This window comes from Streptomyces sp. SID13031 (genome assembly GCF_010548305.1).
In the GTDB taxonomy this organism is placed as follows: Bacteria; Actinomycetota; Actinomycetes; order Propionibacteriales; family Kribbellaceae; genus Kribbella.
Genome location: NZ_JAAGLV010000018.1, coordinates 76,015 through 97,094, shown reverse-complemented (window position 1 = coordinate 97,094; position 21,080 = coordinate 76,015). Strand labels below are relative to the sequence as shown.

At 67.9% G+C, this 21,080-nt stretch carries 21 protein-coding genes; 14 read left to right on the top strand and 7 right to left on the bottom strand.

What is annotated here, in order from left to right; translation table 11 throughout:
• Window positions 1-48: 48 nt before the first annotated feature.
• A complete protein-coding gene (locus G3I17_RS30610; protein WP_164601106.1) occupies window positions 49-864 on the top strand; it encodes an LLM class flavin-dependent oxidoreductase in 816 nt (271 codons plus the stop codon).
• A gap of 18 nt (window positions 865-882) precedes the next feature.
• Here the strand turns inward: G3I17_RS30610 and G3I17_RS30605 are convergent, their stop codons facing one another.
• Together G3I17_RS30605 and G3I17_RS30600 are read right to left on the bottom strand one after the other, a co-directional pair.
• Entirely contained in the window at window positions 883-1,911 is a 1,029-nt protein-coding gene (locus tag G3I17_RS30605; protein ID WP_203590985.1) for a type IV toxin-antitoxin system AbiEi family antitoxin domain-containing protein, read from the bottom strand.
• A gap of 82 nt (window positions 1,912-1,993) precedes the next feature.
• A complete protein-coding gene (locus G3I17_RS30600; RefSeq protein WP_164601105.1) occupies window positions 1,994-2,443 on the bottom strand; it encodes an HNH endonuclease in 450 nt (149 codons plus the stop codon).
• A 145-nt stretch (window positions 2,444-2,588) separates the two neighbouring features.
• Between G3I17_RS30600 and G3I17_RS30595 the strand changes: the two genes are divergently transcribed.
• Both G3I17_RS30595 and G3I17_RS30590 read left to right on the top strand, forming a co-directional pair.
• Entirely contained in the window at window positions 2,589-2,996 is a 408-nt protein-coding gene (locus G3I17_RS30595; RefSeq protein ID WP_164601104.1) for a DUF3151 domain-containing protein, read from the top strand.
• A 57-nt stretch (window positions 2,997-3,053) separates the two neighbouring features.
• Complete coding sequence (locus G3I17_RS30590) at window positions 3,054-3,821, top strand: 2-phosphosulfolactate phosphatase (RefSeq protein ID WP_164601103.1); 768 nt, start codon at window positions 3,054-3,056, stop codon at window positions 3,819-3,821.
• Here the strand turns inward: G3I17_RS30590 and G3I17_RS30585 are convergent.
• Window positions 3,787-4,290 carry a S26 family signal peptidase gene (locus G3I17_RS30585; RefSeq protein WP_164601102.1) on the bottom strand — a complete coding sequence of 168 codons (504 nt, stop codon included), beginning with the start codon at window positions 4,288-4,290 and terminating at the stop codon, window positions 3,787-3,789. The two genes, G3I17_RS30590 and G3I17_RS30585, sit on opposite strands and share 35 nt — an antisense overlap.
• A 206-nt stretch (window positions 4,291-4,496) precedes the next feature.
• On the opposite strand from G3I17_RS30585, the gene G3I17_RS30580 reads away from it, so the two are divergent.
• The 7 genes from G3I17_RS30580 (at window position 4,497) to G3I17_RS30550 (ending at window position 10,402) form a co-directional block, all read left to right on the top strand.
• Window positions 4,497-4,688: a hypothetical protein gene (locus tag G3I17_RS30580; RefSeq protein ID WP_164601101.1), complete on the top strand. Its 192-nt coding sequence runs from the start codon at window positions 4,497-4,499 to the stop codon at window positions 4,686-4,688.
• Between the two features lie 100 nt (window positions 4,689-4,788).
• On the top strand, window positions 4,789-5,358 hold the full coding sequence (locus tag G3I17_RS30575; RefSeq protein ID WP_343238471.1) for a MauE/DoxX family redox-associated membrane protein: 570 nt from the start codon (window positions 4,789-4,791) through the stop codon (window positions 5,356-5,358).
• A 29-nt stretch (window positions 5,359-5,387) separates the two neighbouring features.
• Window positions 5,388-5,933 (top strand): redoxin domain-containing protein, encoded by a 546-nt coding sequence (locus G3I17_RS30570; RefSeq protein ID WP_164601099.1) that lies wholly within the window; start codon window positions 5,388-5,390, stop codon window positions 5,931-5,933.
• Complete coding sequence (locus G3I17_RS30565; protein WP_164601098.1) at window positions 5,933-7,822, top strand: ABC transporter ATP-binding protein; 1,890 nt, start codon at window positions 5,933-5,935, stop codon at window positions 7,820-7,822. The genes G3I17_RS30570 and G3I17_RS30565 overlap by 1 nt, the downstream gene beginning before the upstream one ends.
• A 166-nt stretch (window positions 7,823-7,988) precedes the next feature.
• The gene (locus G3I17_RS30560; RefSeq protein ID WP_164601097.1) at window positions 7,989-9,290 is read left to right on the top strand and encodes an MFS transporter; all 1,302 of its coding nucleotides are present in this window, start codon (window positions 7,989-7,991) and stop codon (window positions 9,288-9,290) included.
• Window positions 9,291-9,390: 100 nt separating this feature from the next.
• The gene (locus G3I17_RS30555) at window positions 9,391-10,029 is read left to right on the top strand and encodes a DUF433 domain-containing protein (RefSeq protein ID WP_203590984.1); all 639 of its coding nucleotides are present in this window, start codon (window positions 9,391-9,393) and stop codon (window positions 10,027-10,029) included.
• Window positions 10,007-10,402 carry a hypothetical protein gene (locus tag G3I17_RS30550; RefSeq protein WP_164601096.1) on the top strand — a complete coding sequence of 132 codons (396 nt, stop codon included), beginning with the start codon at window positions 10,007-10,009 and terminating at the stop codon, window positions 10,400-10,402. The genes G3I17_RS30555 and G3I17_RS30550 overlap by 23 nt, the downstream gene beginning before the upstream one ends.
• Before the next feature lie 20 nt (window positions 10,403-10,422).
• On the opposite strand, the gene G3I17_RS42315 is transcribed toward G3I17_RS30550, so the two are convergent.
• Window positions 10,423-11,244 (bottom strand): helix-turn-helix transcriptional regulator, encoded by an 822-nt coding sequence (locus tag G3I17_RS42315; RefSeq protein ID WP_164601095.1) that lies wholly within the window; start codon window positions 11,242-11,244, stop codon window positions 10,423-10,425.
• 84 nt (window positions 11,245-11,328) lie between these two features.
• Here G3I17_RS42315 and G3I17_RS30540 point away from each other — a divergent pair, with 84 nt between their 5' ends.
• The 3 genes from G3I17_RS30540 to G3I17_RS30530 all read left to right on the top strand — a co-directional run bounded on the left by G3I17_RS30540 (window position 11,329) and on the right by G3I17_RS30530 (window position 14,935).
• The gene (locus G3I17_RS30540) at window positions 11,329-11,820 is read left to right on the top strand and encodes a VOC family protein (RefSeq protein ID WP_164601094.1); all 492 of its coding nucleotides are present in this window, start codon (window positions 11,329-11,331) and stop codon (window positions 11,818-11,820) included.
• Between the two features lie 448 nt (window positions 11,821-12,268).
• Window positions 12,269-13,561, top strand: coding sequence for an adenylosuccinate synthase (locus G3I17_RS30535; RefSeq protein WP_164601093.1), 1,293 nt, complete (start codon window positions 12,269-12,271; stop codon window positions 13,559-13,561).
• 63 nt (window positions 13,562-13,624) lie between these two features.
• Window positions 13,625-14,935: an MFS transporter gene (locus tag G3I17_RS30530; protein ID WP_164601092.1), complete on the top strand. Its 1,311-nt coding sequence runs from the start codon at window positions 13,625-13,627 to the stop codon at window positions 14,933-14,935.
• Here G3I17_RS30530 and G3I17_RS30525 read toward each other — a convergent pair.
• Together G3I17_RS30525 and G3I17_RS30520 are read right to left on the bottom strand one after the other, a co-directional pair.
• A complete protein-coding gene (locus tag G3I17_RS30525) occupies window positions 14,861-17,029 on the bottom strand; it encodes a serine/threonine-protein kinase (protein WP_164601091.1) in 2,169 nt (722 codons plus the stop codon). The two genes, G3I17_RS30530 and G3I17_RS30525, sit on opposite strands and share 75 nt — an antisense overlap.
• A 160-nt stretch (window positions 17,030-17,189) precedes the next feature.
• On the bottom strand, window positions 17,190-17,993 hold the full coding sequence (locus tag G3I17_RS30520; protein ID WP_164601090.1) for an alpha/beta hydrolase: 804 nt from the start codon (window positions 17,991-17,993) through the stop codon (window positions 17,190-17,192).
• A gap of 85 nt (window positions 17,994-18,078) precedes the next feature.
• Here G3I17_RS30520 and G3I17_RS30515 point away from each other — a divergent pair, with 85 nt between their 5' ends.
• Window positions 18,079-18,717 carry a TetR/AcrR family transcriptional regulator gene (locus G3I17_RS30515; protein ID WP_164601089.1) on the top strand — a complete coding sequence of 213 codons (639 nt, stop codon included), beginning with the start codon at window positions 18,079-18,081 and terminating at the stop codon, window positions 18,715-18,717.
• 49 nt (window positions 18,718-18,766) lie between these two features.
• Here the strand turns inward: G3I17_RS30515 and G3I17_RS30510 are convergent, their stop codons facing one another.
• A complete protein-coding gene (locus G3I17_RS30510) occupies window positions 18,767-20,848 on the bottom strand; it encodes a sialate O-acetylesterase (RefSeq protein ID WP_164601088.1) in 2,082 nt (693 codons plus the stop codon).
• Window positions 20,849-21,080: the final 232 nt, after the last annotated feature.

Here is a 21,080-nt window from a genome sequence, read left to right as displayed (position 1 = left end):
GGCCCTTCCGGCATTTCGTCATCTCCAGGGGTTTGTATCGTCGTGGACATGAAACCGCTGAAGTCCGCCGTCTGGATCCCGCTGTTCGACGAACTGGCTGATGCTCGCGTGGTCGCCGGCCTGGCCGCGAGCGCCGAGGAAGCGGGGTGGGACGGGCTGTTCGTGTGGGACCACGTGCGCTGGCGGCTCCCGGTACGAGCGGTCGCCGACCCGTGGATCGCCCTCACCGCCGCCGCGATGGCGTCGGAGACCTTGCGGCTGGGCCCGATGGTGACGCCACTGGCCCGTCGCCGGCCCGCCATCCTCGCCCGGCAGACCGCGACCCTCGACCAGTTGAGCGGCGGGCGGCTGACGCTCGGGGTCGGTCTGGGCAGTGATCGGTTCGGCGACGAGTTCAGCCGCTTCGGTGACGAGGTCGACGAACTCAAGCGCGCCGAGCTGACCGACGAGTCGCTCACCATCCTGCGCGCGGCCTGGTCGGGCGAACCCGTCCGGCATCACGGCGAGCACTACACGGTCGACGACGTCGAGTTCCTGCCTCGGCCCGCCCAGGATGACGGCATCCCGATCTGGATCGCCGGCTTCCCGGGCAAGCTGCGCCCGCGTCGCCGCGCGGCCCGGTACGACGGCTTCTTCCCGGTCAACCTCAGCCATCCCGACCAACTGGCCGAGGCGGTCGAAGGAGTAAAGGAGTTCCGCACCGATCCCACCTCGCCGTACGACATGGTGGTCGCCTTGCCGCCAGGCACCGACCCTCGGCCGTATGTCGCCGTCGGCGCGACCTGGTGCCTGACCGACTTCGACCCGCACTCCGTCAAGCTCGCCGAGGTCGAGGCAATCATTGCTGAGGGCCCCTTTTCCTGAGGGCTCTCCGCAGGAACGTCAAGGTCTTCGCCGGTGACGGCGAGGGTCGAGGGTGTGGACTCCGGTACGCCGGGTCGCCCGGGCGAAGGTGGTGCGGAGGCGGTCGGCGATGAGGTCGGGGTAGTCGAGGTCGGTCCAGGAGATCCAGCAGTACTCCAAAGGCTCGGGTGGCTCGGCGTCTGTCGATCCGATGGCGCCGAACGCGCGGTCGGACGCTTCGGGTGAATAGTCGTCGAATTCCTCGCTCCAGAAGGGGAACCGGGGCTCGAACTCGACGACCGTGCGCTGATCGGGAAACCAGAGTGTGCTCGCAGGGTCCAGCGTGTGCTCCTCGAGGAGAGGTGGCGGCGAGGGGGAGGGCGCAGGAAGGTCAGCCTCGGTGAGGATCAGATGGAGGCGAGACTCGGCCACGGAGGCCGAGCCCGAACCGGCCAACTCCAGCACCCGTTGAGCCCGCGCAGGGCCGCAGCCGAGCGGGTCCCCGTCGCGGGCAGGAGCCTCGGCGAGGTTGTTGATGGCGCGTCTCAGGTCTGCGGGGGTGGCCAGGCCGGCGTACAAGGCCGCTTCGGTCAGGGCTACGGCGGGAGCCAGGGGTGAGGTGGCGGCGATCTCGGCGACGGCTCGGGCTGGGGTGACGAGGCGGAGTTTGTTCCAGACGGTGACACCGGGGCCCACCGGGTCTCGGACATGGCGGTGGATGCCGCTGGGTTGCAAGCCGGGGGTGCCGGTGCGGGTGGTGAGGTGGAGGTCGGTGAGGTCGAGACCCCAGAGCGGCAGGGCATGTAGGGCCGCCGCCGATTGGTGGCTCGCGATCAGGCCGGGCTCGCCACGGCGTAGTACCTGGAAGAGGCGGCGGAGATGGAGCATCTGGTCGTCGACGAGGGTGAGGGTCTGGTGCGGGGCATAGGTGCCCGGCCGGATCCGGCGCCAGCCGCCGGTGTCCAGCAGGGAGTCGATGTCAGGGTCGGGGTAGCCGCAGGCGCGCGCATCGGCCCGCGTGAACACGCCGCCACGGATGTGCGTCATCACGCTGAGTTGTGGGTTCACACCTAAGAAGGTGCACCGCTCAGCGCCCCGAACCGGCGGCTACTTCAAAGCTGTGGACAGAAGAGGGCATAAAAATAGCCCGTCATGTCTGTATGACGAGCTCGGCGCGAGTCGGTACCCAGGGTTGCCACAGGAGCGGCATATTGGCCTCGGACGGCGTCCGATTGCCTTTGCGCTCGTTACACGAGGCATGGGCGGCGACCGCGTTCAGCCACTCCGTCCGGCCGCCTCTGGATCTTGGCTGGACATGATCCATCGTGTCGGCGTTGGCCAGCCCGCAGTAGGCGCAGTGGAACTTGTCCCGCCGCAGTACGCCGTGCTTGCTGTACTTCATCCGGCCGGCCGCGTAACGCCAGTGAGTCACCACATAGCGGACCAGTCGCAGCACGCGTGGCACCGGAAACGGGCCGATGGTCCGCTCTCCGTGTGCCTCTTCGACCACTGCTACCTCGCGGACCAGCATCCGGATGGCATGCTGGATCGACACGGTGTGCAGCGGCTCGTATGACGCGTTCAGGACGATCACGCTCATCCGGTGCCTCCTTCCGGCCGTAGCTGGGAACCACGGCGGTCTCGACGCAAGGTCTCAAGCATCCGTGGCCATCGGGTGAACGGTCAACGGATTTCGTCAGACGGTCACGTGCCGGTACGGCTTCGTGATCGGCGAAGATGGAGCTATGGAATTGAACAATCTGCTATCAGGCCCACCCGAGACATTACTCCCCGTCGACCCGGCGGCAGCGGAACTCGCCGCCGGGGCCGCCGCGGTCGACATCGCGGCCAAGTTCCCGACCTCCTCACTGGCCTGGTCGGTGCTCGCGGAGACTGCCCTCGCCGAGGGCAACACGATCGAGGCCTACGCCTACGCCCGGACCGGTTACCACCGCGCTCTGGACCTGCTCCGCCGCAACGGCTGGAAGGGGCACGGGCCGGTCCCGTGGGAGCACGAGCCGAACCGCGGCTTCCTGCGCTGCCTGGCTGTTCTCGGCAAGGCAGCCGGGATCATCGGCGAGACGGACGAGGCCGAGCGCTGTACTACGTTCCTGCGCGACTCGTCGCCCACAGCGGCCGACGTACTGGCATAAGCAGTCAAGTAGCTAAGTAGGTTGTAGGGGTCGGCACCGACGGGACATGATCCGTCGGTGACCAGCCCCTATGCACAGCAGGGATTCCGCGTCGGCTTCGACTGGGGGCCGGTCGGCGCGGCTGCCGTTCCCGGCAACCTGGTGGCGGTGGTGGACGTACTGTCCTTCACCACCGCCGTCACTGTCGCCGTCGACCTCGGTCTCGACGTCTACCCGTACCGCTGGCGAGACGAGACCGCAGTCGCGTACGCCGAACAGCACGGCGCCGTACTGGCCGTAGGCCGGTCGCAGAAGCAAGGCATCACTCTCTCGCCGGTCTCGATCCGGCAGGCACAAGGTGTACGCCGCCTGGTGCTCCCGTCGCCCAATGGCTCGACGATCTCCCAGCAACTCAGCGACAGCGGCTCGACTGTGCTGGCCGTATCGCTGCGCAACCGGTCGGCCGCAGCGGACTGGGCGGCTCAAAGGCTGGTCGATGACCCTTCACTGACGGTGGTGGCGGTTGCCGCGGGGGAGAGGTGGGCCGACGGCTCACTACGCCTGGCCGTCGAGGACCTCTGGGGTGCTGGTGGGTTCCTGGCCGCACTGGTCGACCGTGGCGTCGGGCCACTGTCCCCGGAGGCCCGAGCCGCCGCAGCGGCGTACAGGGACGTTGCTGGTGAGCTCCCGACGCTGCTGCACGAGTGCGCGGGCGGGCGGGAACTGGCGGAGTACGGGTTTGCGGAGGACGTGGTGATCGCAGCTGAGGTCGACGGGAGCGGGTCGGTTCCTGTCCTCGGGGATGTCGCCTTCAGGTCCGCGTCGCCGTCAGCCGGCGGAGGATGAGGCCGAAGACCCGCTCTGCCGGGATGTAGCCGATCTGGCGGGAGTCGTAGCTCTCGTCGGGGTTGTCGCCGACGACGAGGAGGTGGCCGGGTGGGACAGTGTCGCCCTCGGGGAGCTTGCCTGCGGCAACTGGTGGGACGCGGTCGCCGGCCAGGGCGACGACTCGCTTGACGATCCAGCGCCGGTTGGTCTCGCCAGGCCTGGCCGGCGGTCGCTGCCACGGAATGGTGACGTCCTCGCGGACCAGCACGCCGGCGTCGTACGGGGATTCGAGCACGACCACGTCACCGACCCGCAGTGGGCGCGGCGCCCGCCATGCGAGCAGCCGGTCGTTGTCGGACAGGGTCGGCTCCATGCTCCGGCCGGCCACGGTCACCGCGGCCAGCCGACGCCTCGCGGTCCGCACCGCAAGCAGCCCCAGCAGCGCGCCGCAGCCGAGCCAGACGGCCAGCGATGAACGGATCGGCATCGTCCGACCGTACCCGATCCGGTGCCTGCCAATGCCTCGCAGTTGGCAGGAACCTGACTTCACAATCCGTCGCTCAGACCAGCATGAAACCGTGTCGCCAGATTGCCGAAAGTTGCAGCAACCTGCAAATTTCGACGCTGGCGAGCCCCTGCGTTCCGTGGGTACTCTCGTGCCAGTTATCCGCCCTCCTCGGAAAGGAATAACACATGGTCAAAGCATTGCAGAACCTCGGCGACCGCATCCTCGGAAAGGTCGTCCCGGAGGTTGTCGCAGAAGCCGGTGTCCAGGACTCCCAGGTGAGTTGCGGTTGTTTCTGGGACTCCCCCGGCTACGTGAGAAAGGTCAAGAACTGCTCGGCCGGCTCCTGTGGGGCCTGCTACGTCGTCGGCGCCTGCTGACGCCGGTCCGCGGCGCGACGCGATTCTGACCACACGATGCCGGTGGCGGAGGTTTCCAGGTCACCGGCATCGTGAATCCTGACGACGGTCCGGGGAATCAATGATGGCATATCTTCTTTTCGCCTGCTCAATTACTCTCGGCCTGGTTTTCGGAATATCGGCGGCCAGTAAATCCGGCCGGTCGGCGTTCCGTGATTTCGCCACCTCGGCCGGACCCTTGGAAGTGCTGCCGCGGGCTGTCCGCCGGCCGGCGGCCCGAGCGGTCGTGGTGTCCGAGCTGGCGCTGACTGTGCTGCTGCTGATCTCGGCGGCGGCCGTTGTCAACGCGGCGTTGGTGCCGGTCGCGGTCATCGCGCACGCGGGTGCGGCGGCGGTATTGCTGGCCTTCACCGTCGCCATCGTGCTGACCCTGCGCCGCGGCGGACGGCAGCCGTGTCGCTGCTTCGGCGCCAAGGCGACACCGCTCGGGCCCGCTCATATCGTCCGCAACGTCCTACTTCTCGTCGTCGCGTTCGGTGGTCTGGCAACCCTGAGCGGAAGCCACTCGATCGAACCGGCCGGCGCTGCGCTGGCCGGTGTCGCCGGTCTGGTGGCCGGGCTGCTGGTGACGCGCTTCGACGACCTGACCGACCTGTTCCGCACCCCAGAAATCTCCGCCCGCGGTCACTGAGGCCCGGCGCACTCGACAAGGAGAAGGTCATGGCAATCCTGACTGCCGCGGTGGTCCTGGTCGGCGTTCTCGTCCTGTTCGACCTCCTGCTCACCCTCGGGCTGGTCAAGCGGGTGCGCACGCACGCCGAAGTGCTCGACAAGCTGGTCAACGCGCGGCCAGGCCCTCAGCTCGAGCCCGGCCGGCTGCCTCCTGGCACCGTCGTCGGCGAGTTCGCCGCCACCACCTCGGACGGGCTTGAGGTCAGCCGGGCGTCCTTCACCGACGGCGCGGTCCTCGGCTTCTTCTCCACCTGGTGTGAGACCTGCGCCGAGCAACTTCCGGGCTTTCTCGCCTTCGCGGAACCGTTGGGCCGTGAGCGGGTGCTCGCGGTCGTCCACGGTGGTGAGGACCAGCTGCCGGGACTGATCGCGAAGCTGTCGAAGGTCGCCCAGGTGGTGGTCGAGCCCGACAACGGCCCGATCGCCAAGGCCGTCGGTGTCGACGCGATGCCGACGATGGCCGTGATCGACAAGCACTGGCGAGTGACCTCCTCGGGCTACCAGGCGGACTCGCTCGCCAGCGCTGCAATCTGATGACCGCCCGCGACAGCGCCCGCAGTACCGGCCGTGATCCGGGCTCGATCAGGTCGTTGTCTGCGGGTGCGGTCGAGGCGCTCGTCGTGGCCTGGCGTGCCGCGCCCGGTGGATTCGCCGGATACTTGCTGGCGAGTGCCGTCAGCGGACTCGTACCGGTGGCGGCCGCCTGGCTGATGAAGCTGGTCCTGGATCGGCTGACGACGGGCGCCACCTCCACCAGCGACCTGACGTTGCTCGCGCTGGGCCTGGCTGTGGCCGGTCTGGCGATGGCGGTGACAGGTGAGGTGGTGCGCTATCTCGCCGCCGACGTCGCCCGGCGGGTGACGGTGCTGACGCGGGACCGGCTGTACGAGGCGACCGTCCGGATGACAGGGCTGGCGAAGCTCGAAGACCCGGTATTCCGCGACCGGTTGCGGATGAGCGAGCAGCACAGCACCTCCGGTCCGATGATCATCCTCGACGCCGTGGTGGGCAGCTTCCAGTCCGTGCTCACCTTGGTCGGGTTCGTGGTCACCCTGGTGGCGCTGAGCCCACTGATGGCCGCAGTCGTGCTCGTCGCCGCACTTCCCGGCCTGTACGCCGAACTCAAGCTGAGCCGGCGTCGCGCGGAGATGATGGCCGGGCTCACCCCGACCGAACGCCGCGAGTACTTCTACGGCGAGCTGATGACCGGCCTGGAGGCGGCCAAGGAGATCCGCCTGCTCGGCCTCGGCCGGCTGTTGCGGGGGCGGATGCTCACCGAACTCCGGAAGGCGAACGCGGACAAGCGGAGGATGGACCGGCGCGACCTGCTGGTCCAAGGGCTGCTCGGCGGCCTCGGTGCAATTGTCGCCGGCGCCGGGCTGGTCTGGGCGGTACTTGCCGCTGGCAACGGCCGCCTCACCCTCGGCGACATCTCGGTCTTCGTGGCGGCCGTGGCCGGAGTGCAGGCGGCGCTGGCCGCCCTGGTGAACCGGGTCGGCCTGGCGCACAACGCGCTGTTGATGTTCGCGCACTATCGGGCCGTGACGAGCGAAGGCCCAGGTCTGCCGGAAGCCGCCGAAGCGATCCCTGTACCGGAGCTGCGGCACGGGATCGAGTTCCGCGACGTGTGGTTCCGTTACAGCAACGACCATCCCTGGGTACTGCAAGGTGTCGACCTGTTCATCCCGTTCGGACAGGCGACGGCTCTGGTCGGGCACAACGGCGCAGGCAAGAGCACGCTGGTGAAGCTTCTCTGCCGCTTCTACGACCCGACCAAGGGTGCGATCTGCTGGGACGGCGTCGACCTGCGCGAGCTCGAGGTGACCGATCTCCGCAGGCGGCTCGGCGCGGTCTTCCAGGACTTCATGTGTTACGAGCTCAGTGCCGCGGAGAACATCGCCTTCGGTGAGGTGGACGGCGCGGAGGAGCTGGCCAGCGACCTCCGCCCGCGCGTTCAGGGGGCCGCGAACCGGGCCGGCATCGACAGCACTCTGGAGAGCCTGCCTCGCGGGTACGACACGATGCTGTCCCGGATGTACTTCGACCAGCAGGACAAGGAGGACCCGGAGACCGGGGTGCTGCTGTCCGGTGGTCAGTGGCAACGAGTCGCGCTGGCTCGTGCCTTCCTGCGGGACCGCCGCGACCTGCTGATCCTCGACGAACCGACCGCCGGTCTGGATGCGGAGGCCGAGCACGAGATCCACGTCAGTCTCGCCGCTCACCGGAAGGGCCGGACGAGTGTCCTCATCTCCCACCGCCTGGGGGCCGTGCGCGATGCCGACCGGATCGCAGTACTGGTCGGCGGCCGTATCTCCGAGCTGGGGAGCCACAGCACCCTGGTCTCCACCGGCGGCACCTATGCCCGCCTCTTCGCCCTCCAGTCCAGCGGCTACGCCGAGGCTCCGGGCGGTGGCGTAGACTGACTTCGTCATCAAAACCCTCGAGGTTCTGCCCGGTGACATAGCCGGTAGGCGGCGTGCGTCCCCGCTTCCTACCGACAATGGACGGTTATAGGCGGTACGGACGGACCGGCGCAGCAGGACGCCCACGGTCCGATCACCGCCCCACCGGGCAGCGGAAGGTACTACCGTGCCGGCACTCACCGGACGGATCCGCACGCCCCAAAAGCCTGCACAACAACCGCAGCAGCCCCAGAGCGGCTATCGCGTCGCCCTGCGCACACCGGGAGCGTTGAAGTTCTACCTAGCCGCCGCGCCAGCGCGGATCGGCATCGCCATGACCGGACTGGGCATCGTCTGGCTGGTCCACGGCTCCACCGGCTCGTACGCCGTCGCAGGCGTGGTGACCGGTGGATTCGCCGTCGCCGAAGCGATCGGTGGACCCCAGGTAGCCCGCCTGATCGACCGCTACGGCCAGCCCCGCATGCTCCCGATCACCCTGCTCCTGCATGCGACTGCCATCGCACTACTGATCGCACTGACGCTTGCCGCCGCGCCTGTCTGGATGCTGGTACTAGCCGGCGTGCTGGCAGGTGGTTCGCTCCCGCAGATCGGTGCGCAGACAGCAGCCCGCTGGTCGCACGTGTTGCGAGGGACCCCAGTCCTCTCGTCTGCCTTCGCGCTGGAGTCTCTCGGTACCAGCCTGGCCTTCCTGGTCGGGCCGGCCCTCGTTGGAACGACGAGCGCCTTGGTCTCCCCAGTGGCCGGCTCAGTGTTGGCCACCACCCTGTTGCTCACGGGCGGGTTCTCGCTAGCGGCACAACGCCGCACTGCGCCTCCGCCAGTCGTGCGTGTTCGCCAGGAGGGCTCGGATCGCCTGCTGCACAAGAGGTTCCTCGCGCTGGTCGGTGCCACTGTCGGAATCGGCCTGTTCTTCGGCAGCATGCAGGTCTCGGTCACAGCCTTCGCTGTCAGTCGCGACTCGGCTTCACTGGCCGGACCGCTCTACAGTGTCACCAGCCTGATCAGTCTGGTCGCCGGAATCGCCTACGGAGCAAGGCGTTGGCGCACGCCGGCCCAACGGCAGTTCGTCATCGCGTTCGCCGTCCTCTTCGTCACCAGCCTCCCACTCCTCGTGGTGAACAGCCCTCTGGCCATTGGCTTGGCGCTGGCTCTACCAGGCTTGGCGCTGGCACCGATCCAGGTACTGTCCGCAGTGCTGGTCGAGTCGGAGGTTGAGCCCGCAGTACTCACTCAAGCCTTTACCTGGTTGAACTCTGGCAGCGCGGCCGGCATCGCGATGGGTGCGGCCGTAGCAGGGCGAGCAGTGGATGCCCACGGCCCACAGTTCGGCTTCGCAATGGCGATCACCGCGACCCTGGTGGCTACTGCGATGGCCGTGGTGGTCTACCGGGTGCCGCGGCGGAGAAGTGCCCAGACGAGTCGAAGATGGTCATCGGAGACAAACGAGGTTCGTGCTGACGTAACGTAGTTTTGTCGGTGACTGCTGCGACACTTCGTCAGGTAGGGAAAGACGCGATGCTCGATCGCTGTGACGGGTAGTCTCGGCGAAGGTCGAGGAGGGGACAGTGATGACGGACATTTACACGACGCCGCTGCTGACCGCGCGTGAGGCGGCGCGGTACTTGAGGATGCCGGAGTCGACCTTGGACAGCTGGCTGGCCAATGACTCGCGGCAGCCGCTGGTACACGCTCTCCATCCCGAGCGCCGCGGTTGGCCGCGGGTTCCGTTCGTCGGAATCATCGAAGCCTATGTACTGCGGACTCTGCGTGAACTGGGTTTCTCGATGCCTGACATCCGGCGAGCTGCTGACCTCGTTCGATCTGAGTTCGATGACCCCTACGCCCTGGCCAGTGAACGGGTCGCGACCGACGGCGTCGGGCTGTTCGTCCAGGTCGCGGACGAGTCTCTTGTCCACACGCGGGATCGTCAGATCGCCTTTCCCGAGGTCATCTCGGAGTACCTGACCTACATCAGCTGGGATACGACGGGCAGCCCCGAGCGACTTCGCCTGCCGCAGTTTCCGTCGCAGGCAGAGGTCATCATCGACCCGAGGTTCGGATGGGGAGCGCCGGTCCTTGCCAAGAGCAAGGTGCCGGTCGAAGCCCTGGTCTCGCTGTGGAGAACCGGCGAATCAATCAGCGTCGTTGCCGAAGAATACGACCTTCCCGCGGATGTTGTAGAAGATGTCCTTCGCCAGGCCGCCTGAGTACTTCTTCGATCGCAGTCTCGGCAAAGCCTCTGCTGGTCGGCTGCGTGACAAAGGCTGGACGGTCCACCTCATCGCGGACTTCTACCGAGACGATGCTGCCGACGTCGCCGACGAGGAGTGGATCGCCGAGGGGTGTTCCCGCGGTTGGCTTCTTCTTACGAAGGACAAGAAGATCCGGTATCGGGCCAACGAACTCAGTGCGCTGGAGAGCGGACACCTGTTCTGCCTGGCCTCGGGAAATCTCGCCCTGGACGAAATGGCGCAACGCTTCGTTGCGGCAGAGCAGGCCATGATCAGGGCCAGCCGAAGACACGCTGTCGGCTTTTGGCACGTCCATGATCAAGGTCGCATCACCAAGATGTGGCCCTGACCGCCAGCTGCTCCCGTCCGTCAGCGGTAGGTGACCTGGGCTTCGGCGGCGGCGCGGGTTGCGTACTCGGCTGGGGTGACGCCGATCTGCTCTTTGAACTCGTGGGAGAAGTGGGCCTGGTCGAAGTAGCCGAGGGCAGCGGAGAGGTCGGCCAGATCGGTGACTTCTCCGCGGGCCAGCAGGTCGGCGCCGTCGTGCAGCCGGTAGCGGCGCAGCACCCACTTGGGCCCGACGCCGACGTACCGGCGGAAGAGGCGTTGGAGTTTGCGCACCGGCAGGTCGAAGCGCTCGGTGACCTGGTCGACCCGGGTCAGGTCGCGGTCCTCGCTCATCGCGGCGATGACGCTCCGGACCAGCTCGTACTGCGCGTCCGCCGCCACCAGGTGATCGGCCATGAACGCCTCGAAGACGGCCCGGCGGCGGACGTCGTCCGGCTCGGCGAAGACCAGGTCGGCCAGCCGGTCGGCGTCGTCGAACACGTCGCGCAGCGGCAGCACCTGGTCGCGGAACGAGCCGACATCCAGCCCGGTCACGGCGCCGAACCCGCCGGCCCAGAACTTCACCCCGAAGACGCGGCCCCGCCCGGACAGCTCGCGCTCGAACTTGTGCGTGCTGACGCCGTTGACGAAGGCGCCACCAGGCTGCTCGAACGTCACGTTCACGCTCGGATAGGGCAGCACCTCGGCGACGTACGGGGCTGGGAGGTCCCACTCGACGATCCAGTACCACTCGACGAAGCGGTCGATCCCCGGCCCGGGCGTGAGCCGGCTCAGGCTTCGGTGCCGGGCCTGCTCCCGCGGATGCAGGATGCCCTTCTCGCTCTCGATCGGCTGCCTGGACACTCTGCAAACCTACGGCAGGCCGCCGACAGAAACCTGTCGCGTTCTTACAAGACCGAACCCGCCCGGCTCGCGAAGACTGCGGGTATGACGACGAACAAGGTGAACCCCATTCCGGCCGGCTACCACTCGCTCACCCCGTACCTGGCCGTGTCCGACGGGCCGAAAGCGATCGAGTTCTACACCGAGGTGTTCGGGGCCGAGGTGATCAGCCGGCAGGATCTGCCCGACGGGCGGCTCGGGCAGGCGGAGCTGAAATTCGGCGACTCGATGCTGCAGCTGAGCAACGAGATGCCGCAGATCGGGCTGCAGGCGCCGACCGGGGAGTGGGTGCACTCCTCGCTGGTGCACTACGTGCCCGACGTGGACGCGACCTTCGCGAAGGCGATCGAGGGCGGGGCGCGGCAGGTGGAGGCGGTCCAGACGTTCATGACCGGCGACCGGTTCGGCACCGTGATCGATCCGTTCGGGCACCGCTGGGCGATCCTGACCAAGGTCGAGGACGTCTCCCCGGAGGAGGCCGACCGGCGGGTCAAGGAATGGCTTGCGTCGAACCCCGAGGGCCTGGACCCCTCCTGATCGACGCTGGCTGATCGACGCCACCTGATCGACGCTGCGGGCAACCAGCGGCGGCGACCGGCGGCAATCAGGAGGGGGCACCGGGCAACGAGCTTGAGCGCTTGTGAAACGGCCGAAACCCCTTGTGGGCATGAAGAAAGCGGCCCGCCGGAACCGTCCCCTGCGGCAGTTTCGGCGGGCCGCTGACTAAGAGTGTGCACGCGATCACCGAAAATCGCAACCCGTCGTGATGAATTGCGTGCTCGGTGTCACGTGTTGCCCACTGAGCCGCGTCCGAGCGTGGTAATGCGCAGTTCCGGTAGGCTTTGGCCGCAAGAGCCTGGACGCGGTGCCGGATGAATGTTCGGTGAACGTGGCCGGGCTTCACCCGTTCTTCAGCGGAACAGCTAGCGATCGGCCGCTGCGGCGAGGATGCCGTCCGGGCCGACGCGTGAAGAGGAGGGCTGAGATGCCCGCAATCGTGCTCGTCGGCGCCCAGTGGGGCGATGAGGGCAAAGGCAAGGCGACCGATCTGCTCGGCAACACCGGAGCTGAGATCGACTTCGTGGTGAAGTTCAACGGCGGGAACAACGCCGGTCACACGGTCGTGATCGGCGATGAGAAGTACGCCCTGCACCTGCTGCCGAGCGGAATCCTGACCCCGGGGGTGACTCCGGTGATCGGCAACGGCGTGGTGGTCGACCTGAGCGTGCTGTTCGAGGAGCTGGACGCGCTGCAGGTTCGTGGCGTCGACACCTCCCGGCTGCTGATCAGCGCGAACGCGCACCTGATCCCGCCGTACAACCGGACCTTGGACAGGGTCGCCGAGCGGTTCCTCGGCAGCCGCAAGATCGGTACCACCGGGCGCGGGATCGGCCCGACCTACGCGGACAAGATGAACCGGATCGGCATCCGGGTCCAGGATCTGTACGACGAGAAGATCCTCGAGCAGAAGGTCACCGGCGCGCTGGAGCAGAAGAACCAGTTGCTGGTGAAGGTCTACAACCGGCGCGCGGTCGAGATCGCCGAGGTGATGGACGAGCTCCTCGGGTACGCCGAACGCCTGCGCCCGATGGTCGCGGACACCCCGTTGCTGCTCGGCCGGGCGCTCGACGAGGGCAAGACGGTGCTGATGGAGGCCGGCCAGGCGACCTTGCTGGACGTCGACCACGGCACCTACCCGTTCGTGACGTCGTCCAACGCGATCTCCGCGGGCGCCTGCACCGGCTCCGGTATCCCGCCGACCCGGATCGACCGCGTGATGGCCGTCGTCAAGGCGTACACGACCCGCGTCGGAGAGGGCCCGTTCCCGACCGAGCTGCTGGACGCGGACGGCGAGTGGCTGCGCCAGCAGGGCTTCGAGTTCGGTACGACCACCGGCCGGCCGCGGCGCTGTGGCTGGTACGACGCGGTGATCGCCCGGTATGCCGCGCGGATCAACGGGGTGACCGATTTCGTCCTCACCAAGCTGGACACGTTGACCGGCCGGGAGAAGATCCCCGTCTGCGTCGCGTACGAGGTGAACGGGGTCCGGTACGACGAGATGCCGATGACGCAGACCGACTTCCACCACGCGACTCCGGTCTACGAGGAGTACGACGGCTGGAGCGAGGACATCACCGGCTGCCGGACCTTCGAGGATTTGCCGAAGAACGCGCAGACCTACGTGAAGGCGGTCGAGGCGCTCAGCGGCGCCCCGATCTCCGCGGTCGGCGTCGGCCCGGAGCGCTCCCAGATGGTCATCCTCGACAACCGGTTCTAGTCGTCGGTGTAGCCCTGGGCTACATCGATTGGCCGGGGCTCGCTCTCCGCGTGCACTCGAGGCATGACAGAACGAATCAGTACAGAGCGAATCAATACTGGGCGAATCAGCCGAGGCGTCATCCTGTTGCTGGCCGTCACCTGTGGGGTGGCGGTCGGCAACGTCTACTTCCCGGCCGCCATCAGTCCTGTACTGGCCGAAGGTCTCCACATCCCGCCGAACTCCGCCGCGCTGGTGGTGACGGCGACGCAGTTCGGGTACGCGGCCGGGATCTTCCTGCTGGTCCCACTTGGCGACCGGCTGCCGCATCGGCCGCTGATAGTCACCCTGCTCGGGGTGAGCGGGCTGGGGCTGATCGCTGCCGGGCTTGCTCCTGCACTGCCACCTCTGCTCGCTGCGAGCGCGTTGATCGGCATCGCGACTGTGGTTGCGCCGATCATCGGTCCGCTGGCCATCAGTCAGGTGGCGGAGGACAGGCGCGGAGTGGTCAGCGGGACTCTGCTCAGCGGCTCGATCGGCGGCATCCTGCTGTCCCGCGCCCTCGGCGGGACACTCGGCGAATGGCTCGGCTGGCGAGCGCCGTACTTGCTGGCTGCGGCTGTCGCACTCGCTGTAGCCGTGCTCCTACTGCGGCTGCTGCCCGACACGACTCCGCCCTCGGTACAGCGCTACCCGGCGCTGCTGGCCGAGTCGGTGCGGCTCCTGCGCACTGAGCCCGAACTGCGCCGCTCCTGCTTCTACCAAGCGAGCATCTTCGGCGCCTTCTCAGCAGTGTGGACGTGTGTGGCACTACTGCTCACCGGTACGACGTACAGGTTCGGGGCGGAGGCTGTGGGCCTGCTTGCCCTGGTCAACGTGGGCACGATGCTCTGTACGCCGATCGCCGGGCGGCAGGTGGATCGCAGGGGCGCTGACCGGGTCAACCTGGTGTGCCTGCTCGTCGTGCTCGGGTCGGCCGGCGTACTGGCGCTCGGGGCTCTTGGCGGCCTGGTGGGACTGGTGGCGTTGGTGCTGGGCACGTTGCTGCTCGACATCGGGATGCAGTCCGGGATGGTGGCCAACCAGGTGCGGATCTTCGGGCTGAACCGGAAGGTGCTCAGCCGGCTTAATACGGCGTACATGACGTGCGCGTACCTCGGGGGGAGCCTTGGGTCCTGGGTTGGCGTGCGGGTCTATGCCTGGCGTGGCTGGGCCGGTGTCTGTGGGTTGGTGGCCGTGCTGGCGGCTGCCGCGCTCGGCAGGCACCTGCTCGCGGTGGCAGGTGCCTCTGCTCGGGCGGTGGCCGTTGCGGGTGGGGCGTCAGTTGCCGATGAGGGGGAGGTCGTTGATGATCGGCCAGTTGCGGATGTCCCCGAGGCCGGGGTAGTCCGGTAGGTCGGGGGATGAGATCGGCTGGCGGGCCCAGTCGGCGCCGCCGCCGGCCGAAGCCCTGGAGAAGGCGAGGGCCGCGCCGGCCAGCAGCAGGGCTGCGACCAGCAGGCTCAGCCACGCGGGGCGGAAGGCCTTGCGCAGGGTGATCTTGGAGCCGCGGCGCAGCGACGTGCCACCGGGCCCCCACCAGGCGACGAACAGGCCCGCGACACCGCCGACGCCGAAGCCGACCGCGGACAGGGGCTGCCAGTCGATGCCGTTCTGGTTGGCGGCGCCGACGGTGACGATGCCGCCGACGATGAAGCCCACGATGACCGGCAGGATCAGGCAGAACAGCGTGATCAGGGTCGCCGCGATCAGGTGCATCGGGCTGGCGGCGACGGCGACCAGGCCGTCTGACTTGCCGCGGCCGCCACGGACCTGACGGCGGCGCATGAGAGCTGTGCTGCCACGGTCGACCGTACGGGCAAGGGTGATCAGCAGTGCGGCCACCAGCAGGCCGAAGCCGGGGGTGTAGGCGATCAGGCCGCCGAGCGCGAGCATGACGCCGACCGCGAGGACCGACCTCGCCACCTGCTGGTCAGCTGACGGGGGAGTGTCCGCCCGGGCCACCGGTTCGTGACTCTGGCGCCTCGCAACCTCGTTCCCAGCCTGTGGCTGGTAGGGCGCCGGCGGCTGAGGCTGGTACTGCGGCTGAGGCTGGTACTGCGCTGGCGGCTGAGGTTGGTACTGCGGCTGAGCAGGCACGGGGTAATGCGGTTGGTAGCCCGCCGGTAGTGCGGCTGGCGCAGCAGCAGTAGGAGTAGGGCTGTAAGTAGCCGGATGAATTGGGGCGCCGGCGCCATAGCCGGCCACACCGCCCGCATACCCGCCTGCAGCGCCCGCATACCCGCCTGCAGCGCCCGCATACCCGCCTGCGACGCCTGCTGCCGCGGCTGGTCCACCGGCGAGGGCCGTGCCCGCGGCACCTGCGCCTGCCGCACCTGCTGCTGCGGTAGCGGCGGCCTTCTTCGCCTTCTGTCTGGCGGCTACATCTCGGAGCATGTCGCGCGCTGGGGCGAAGGCCGAGAGCGGCGGGATGACCGGTGGCACCAGTTGTGCGACGTCAGCAGGGTCGTGTCTACCTGCGGCCGCGGCGCCGGCAGCTGCTGCTGCGACGGCCTCGTCTTCGTTCATGACGCGCGTCATCAGCGCCGTAGGCGGCGTGAGCAGAGCGGTCTTCGGGTCTTCTTCGGTGGCTGGGTAGGGATTGGGAATCAGCGCGTCGCGGCCCTCGGCATAGCGGTTGAGGCTGGCCATGATCTCCGTCTGGGTGGGACGGTTGCGCCGATCAGGGGAGAGGGCCGCAGCAAGCAGCGGCTTCAGGCGGGGGTCAAGGCCCTCCAGGTCGGCCTGGCCGCTGTGCACCCGATGCAGCACGACCTCGAACGGTCCCTTACCGAACGGACGTCGCCCAGTGGCGGCGTAGGCAGCCGTGGCCGCCCACCCCCACCAGTCGGCCGATTCGGAGACCATCTCGCCTTCGATCAGCTCCGGCGCGAGGTAGCCCGGCGTACCGATCACCAGGCCGGTCTGGGTGAGGCGGAGGTCGTCGGCCGCCTGGGCGATACCGAAGTCGATCATCACCGGCTTGCCGTTGAACATCATCACGTTGCCGGGCTTGAGGTCGCGGTGCACGACTCCCGCCTGGTGGATCGCCTGCAGCGACTCGGCCAGACAACCGGCCAGCGGCAGCCAGCGCTGAGGCGTCAGCGGCCCGCGCTCGTCCACCTGCTCGTCCAGCGGCCGGCCAGGGATGAACCGGGTCACCAGGTACGGCCGGTCGTTGAGCAGGTCGTGGTCGAGGATCCCCGCCACCCCAGGGTGGTTCACCTTCTGCAACGTCGTCACCTCACGCTGCAACCGCGCCCGTGCGGTCGGATCGTGGGCCACGTGCGGCCGCAGTACCTTGAGTGCTACCTCTTTGTGTTCAGGCCCCTCCGCCAGGTACACGACACCCATGCCGCCCTGCCCGAGCCGCCGGATCAACCGGTACGGCCCGACCCGTTCCTCCAGCACCTCGGTCGGTGCTGTAGGCCGTTCCCCCGTTGCTGACATGGCATCCACCGTACGTCGGGAACAGCCCAACCGCTCTCCCCGGACGGACTCCTTTCGCTGGGCCTTGGACGCAATCGTCCGAAAGCCCGTTCCGTCCTGGGGCTGTCTCCTCCCAATGAACGACCCCGATGAACGAACGCTGCACGACCCGCTGAACGGCTCAGCTGAAGAAGCGGAGCAGTACCGGCGAGATCGCGTCGGCCGCGACGTCATGGGTCTGACCGGGCAGTACTTCGAGGGTCGCGTTCGGCAGTACCTTCGCGATCGCCTGGTCGCCGTCGATGATGGAGGCGTCGGTCTGGTCGCCGTAGATCACCAGCGTCTCGGTCGCGACGTCGGTGTAGCGGTCCAGGGCGGCGAGGTCGCCGGACATCGTCCGGCCCATCACGGCGCCGTCGTTGGCGATCGTGTGAGCCACGTCGAGCATCGTCGGCCAGAACGGGCTCTGCTCCATCCCCGCCAGGTACTCCTCGGGCAGGCCGACCGCCTTTGTCATGAAGATCTTCACCGCGTCGCCCCGGCGACCTTCGGCGGTCGCCGCCTGCAACTGCTCGACATAGTCGTCCGGCAGCGGCGGCCGGTCTCCGCTGACGATGAACGGCGGCTCGTAGAGAGCAAGCTTGGTGACGGGCAGACCGGCCCGGGCGCCTTCGAGGGCGAGCGCGGCTCCGGAGGAGAAGCCGCACAGCGCGGCCGAGCCGCCCGCCGCGCCGATCATCGCGCCGAGGTCGGCGAGCTCGTCGTCGAACGGAGTGGTGGAGGCGTCGTTCCAGCCGCTCTCACCGCGCCCGCGGCGGTCGTACGTGTAGACGGTGAACGAGCCGGCCAGCAGCTCGGCGACCTGGTTGCCGGTCTGGTTGAAGGCGCGGAAGCCGGTGGCGCCGTCGATCAGGATCACGGCGGGGCCGGAGCCGACCTGGGAGTAGTCGAGCTCGGTGCCGTCGGACGAACGAACTGTGGACATCGGATTCTCCTCACGATTTGAGTACTGAACGGTACCGTACCCGGAAGAGTACGGTACTGTCTAGTACTGCGAAAGGAGCTCCCCGATGCCAGAACTCACCGCCCGAGCGGCGCTCAAACGCGAGCAGATCCTCGAAGCCGCGCTGGAGGCGTTCCTGGAGAACGGCTACGTCGGCGCGAACATGGACCAGGTCGCGGCGACCGCCTCGGTGTCGAAGCAGACCGTCTACAAGCAGTTCGCCGACAAGGAGCACCTGTTCCGGGCGTTGATCGTGGCGATCAGCGACCGGGTCGAGGATCCGTTCGCGGAGATCGGCCGCGAGGTCGCCGAGGCCGACGACATCGACGCCGCGGTCCGCCGGCTCGCGGACGCCTTCGTCGGCGGGATCATGACGCCGTCGGTGCAGCAGATGCGCCGGCTCGTGATCGCCGAGGCGGCACGCTTCCCCGATCTCGGCCAGGACTACTGGAACCGCGGTTTCGGTCGCGTGCTGCCGACGCTGGCCGACTGCCTCGCCCGGCTGGCTGAGCGCGGTCTGCTCACCATCAAGGATCCGATGATCGCCGCCAACCACCTGGCCGGTCTGCTGCTCTGGATCCCGAGCAACCGGGTGATGTTCTTCGGCCGGATGGACGCCGTCTCACCCGAAGAGCTCGCCGAGTTCACAGAAGCCGGCGTCGAGGTATTTCTGGCCGCGTACAAGAAGCAGTCAGGCAAGAAGTAGTCAAGCGCGACCGATGCCTCGGGGCGGAGGGCACCGGCCGCGCCGAGTCTTAGGTGACAGGCAGAGTGAAGGCGAGCAGCCCGGTGCCGGTGGCGTTGCTGACCCAGGGTCCAGCACCGTTGTGTCCTTGGTAGGTCAGCGCCGTTACGCCAGCCGCAGGGCCCGACAGAGTGAGCACAAGCTTGCCGCCCGCCTGGTAGGCCACCGACGACACAGCAACCGCTGCACCATCCACCCGGAAGTCAGCAGCAGCCCCAGCATCAACGGTCAGCGCATCGGTCGACCGAAGCTGTACTACGAGCTGCGACCCACTAGCACTCACGCGAGACGGGTTAGGCGGAGCAACCCCGACCGACGTCCCGCCGTACAAGTCCCTGGCCAGTACTGCGAACGTGTGGTCGCCCATGTCGCGATAGCCGCCCAGGTACGCGTAGTGGCAACCGTCATGGCCCGACAACCCGTTGGTGGAGAGCACTGTGACGCCGGCCGTGTCGCCGAGCTCCCGCTGAGCCTCACGCAGGCTCATGGCAGTCGTGTTGCCACAGGGAGACGTGCGCACCTGGTACACGTAGTACCGGCTGCCACCCGAGATGGCGCTGCCGAAGTCGGCTCGCCAGTCCTGCAGCAGTGTGTTGAAGCCGGCGAGGTGCACTGGCGCGTTGTCGTTGTCCGACTCGCCCTGGTACCACAGCACGCCGCGGACCTGGTTGATCACGCCGGCGGCCGTCAGGCGCTGCCGAAGCCTTCCGTAGTTGGTGTTCAGGTCGTTGGGGTTCGCGTCGTTGCGCTGGAAGAAGTTGATCGGCTGGCCGCCGTGTGCCCCGTTGACGAGCGCCACCGGCACCTTGTACGTATCCACGATCCGCCGGCCCATCCGGATCGCCCACTGGCCGATCGAGCCGGACTGGTTGGTCACGTCGCCGGTCGCGTAGTGCCAGACCCGGTCAGCCCCGGAGATGGTGCCGTCCGAGGTCGGTGAGCCGTAGCTGCGCAGATACGGCGACTCCTCCGTGTTGGCCGCGCCGTTGAACTTCGCCGCCTCCGCATTGGACTGTCCCTGTACTACGTAGACGTCGCCGGACACCACGCCCTCCCGGCGAGCCACCACTCGGTCGAAGCCGGGTCCGGTGGCGCGCAGTTCGAACGTGTACTCCTGCAGCCCAGCCTTGATCCTCGGCGTGAACCGGAACGAGCTCGACGAAGAGGTGAACGTCTCCGTGCGACCGTTGCTGGTCACCCGCAGCTGCACCCGGCGCACCCGAGGGTCGGTGACCCGCCCGGCCACCGGCACGGTCGAGCCGCTGTTGGCGTCCCGCGGGATCAGCTGCCGGTCCTGGGGCGACTCGGTCAGCGCGACGACCGCAGTACGGACGTACGCGGTGAATCGGCGCTGGGAGTAGCGGTTCGCGTTGTTCGCGAAGGTCCAATCGGGCTGGCCGCCGGGGTTGGTGCCGATGCCCAGCGACAGTGTGCTGTTGTCCGACTCGGCGAACGTGTTGATCGCGAAGACCTGCTTGGCCGCGAGGCTCGACGGGCGGGTGGGGCCGATCTGGGAGACCTGGAAGGAGCCGTAGCCGAGTGGCGAGGTCGGGTTGTCGTCGACGTCGAAGGTGATCGGCGACGCGTTCGCGACCTGGGTGCTGGCGCTCTCCTGGTACTGGTTCGGCCACATCTCCAGGTAGCCGGTCTGGCCGGTGCCGTTCGTCACGTTGGGCACGTTCGACTGGACGTCGAGGTCGCCGACCCGCTGCCGGACGAGTTCACCAGGCCTCGTCGGCAGTCCGATCCGCGTCGCCTCGGTGGAGAACGGTTCCATCGCCGTCCACACCCATTGGGGTCCGTCGGGTCCGTTGAGCTCTACGCAGTACCCGACGCGGTCGAAGTTCGAGCCGATCTCGGCAGTCCGGTCGAGGCTGTACGGCGGGGTCTTGTTCAGATAGCCCGCCCGCTCGGGGAGGTCGATTTGGAGGACCGGCATGAAGCCTGTCGCGGCGGTGTCGCAACTGGTGGCAGCTGCTTGTCCGGAGGCCGTTGCGGCAGCCGGTCCCACCACCGCCTGCAGGGTGGCAGTGGTGGCGATCAGGGTGGTGGCGATGGTGACGATCGAGCCGGCGTTGACGCGTCGAGGCATGGGCGGACCTCCATGGGCGGGATGTCTCCACCATGGGTAGCGGGTCGCTCACCCTTCGTGCGAGCTTTCTGCGCCCAGTGGTCCGATCCCTGCGCCCAGCGGTAGTGACTGCCACTTTGCGTTCGAGCCCCTACCCCACCGACTCATCATCGGTCCCTTGTGTCCCTCCTCACGCGCAATGCTCCAGCGGACCGCGAAACGGTGGAGGGACACAAGGGACCGATGATGAGTC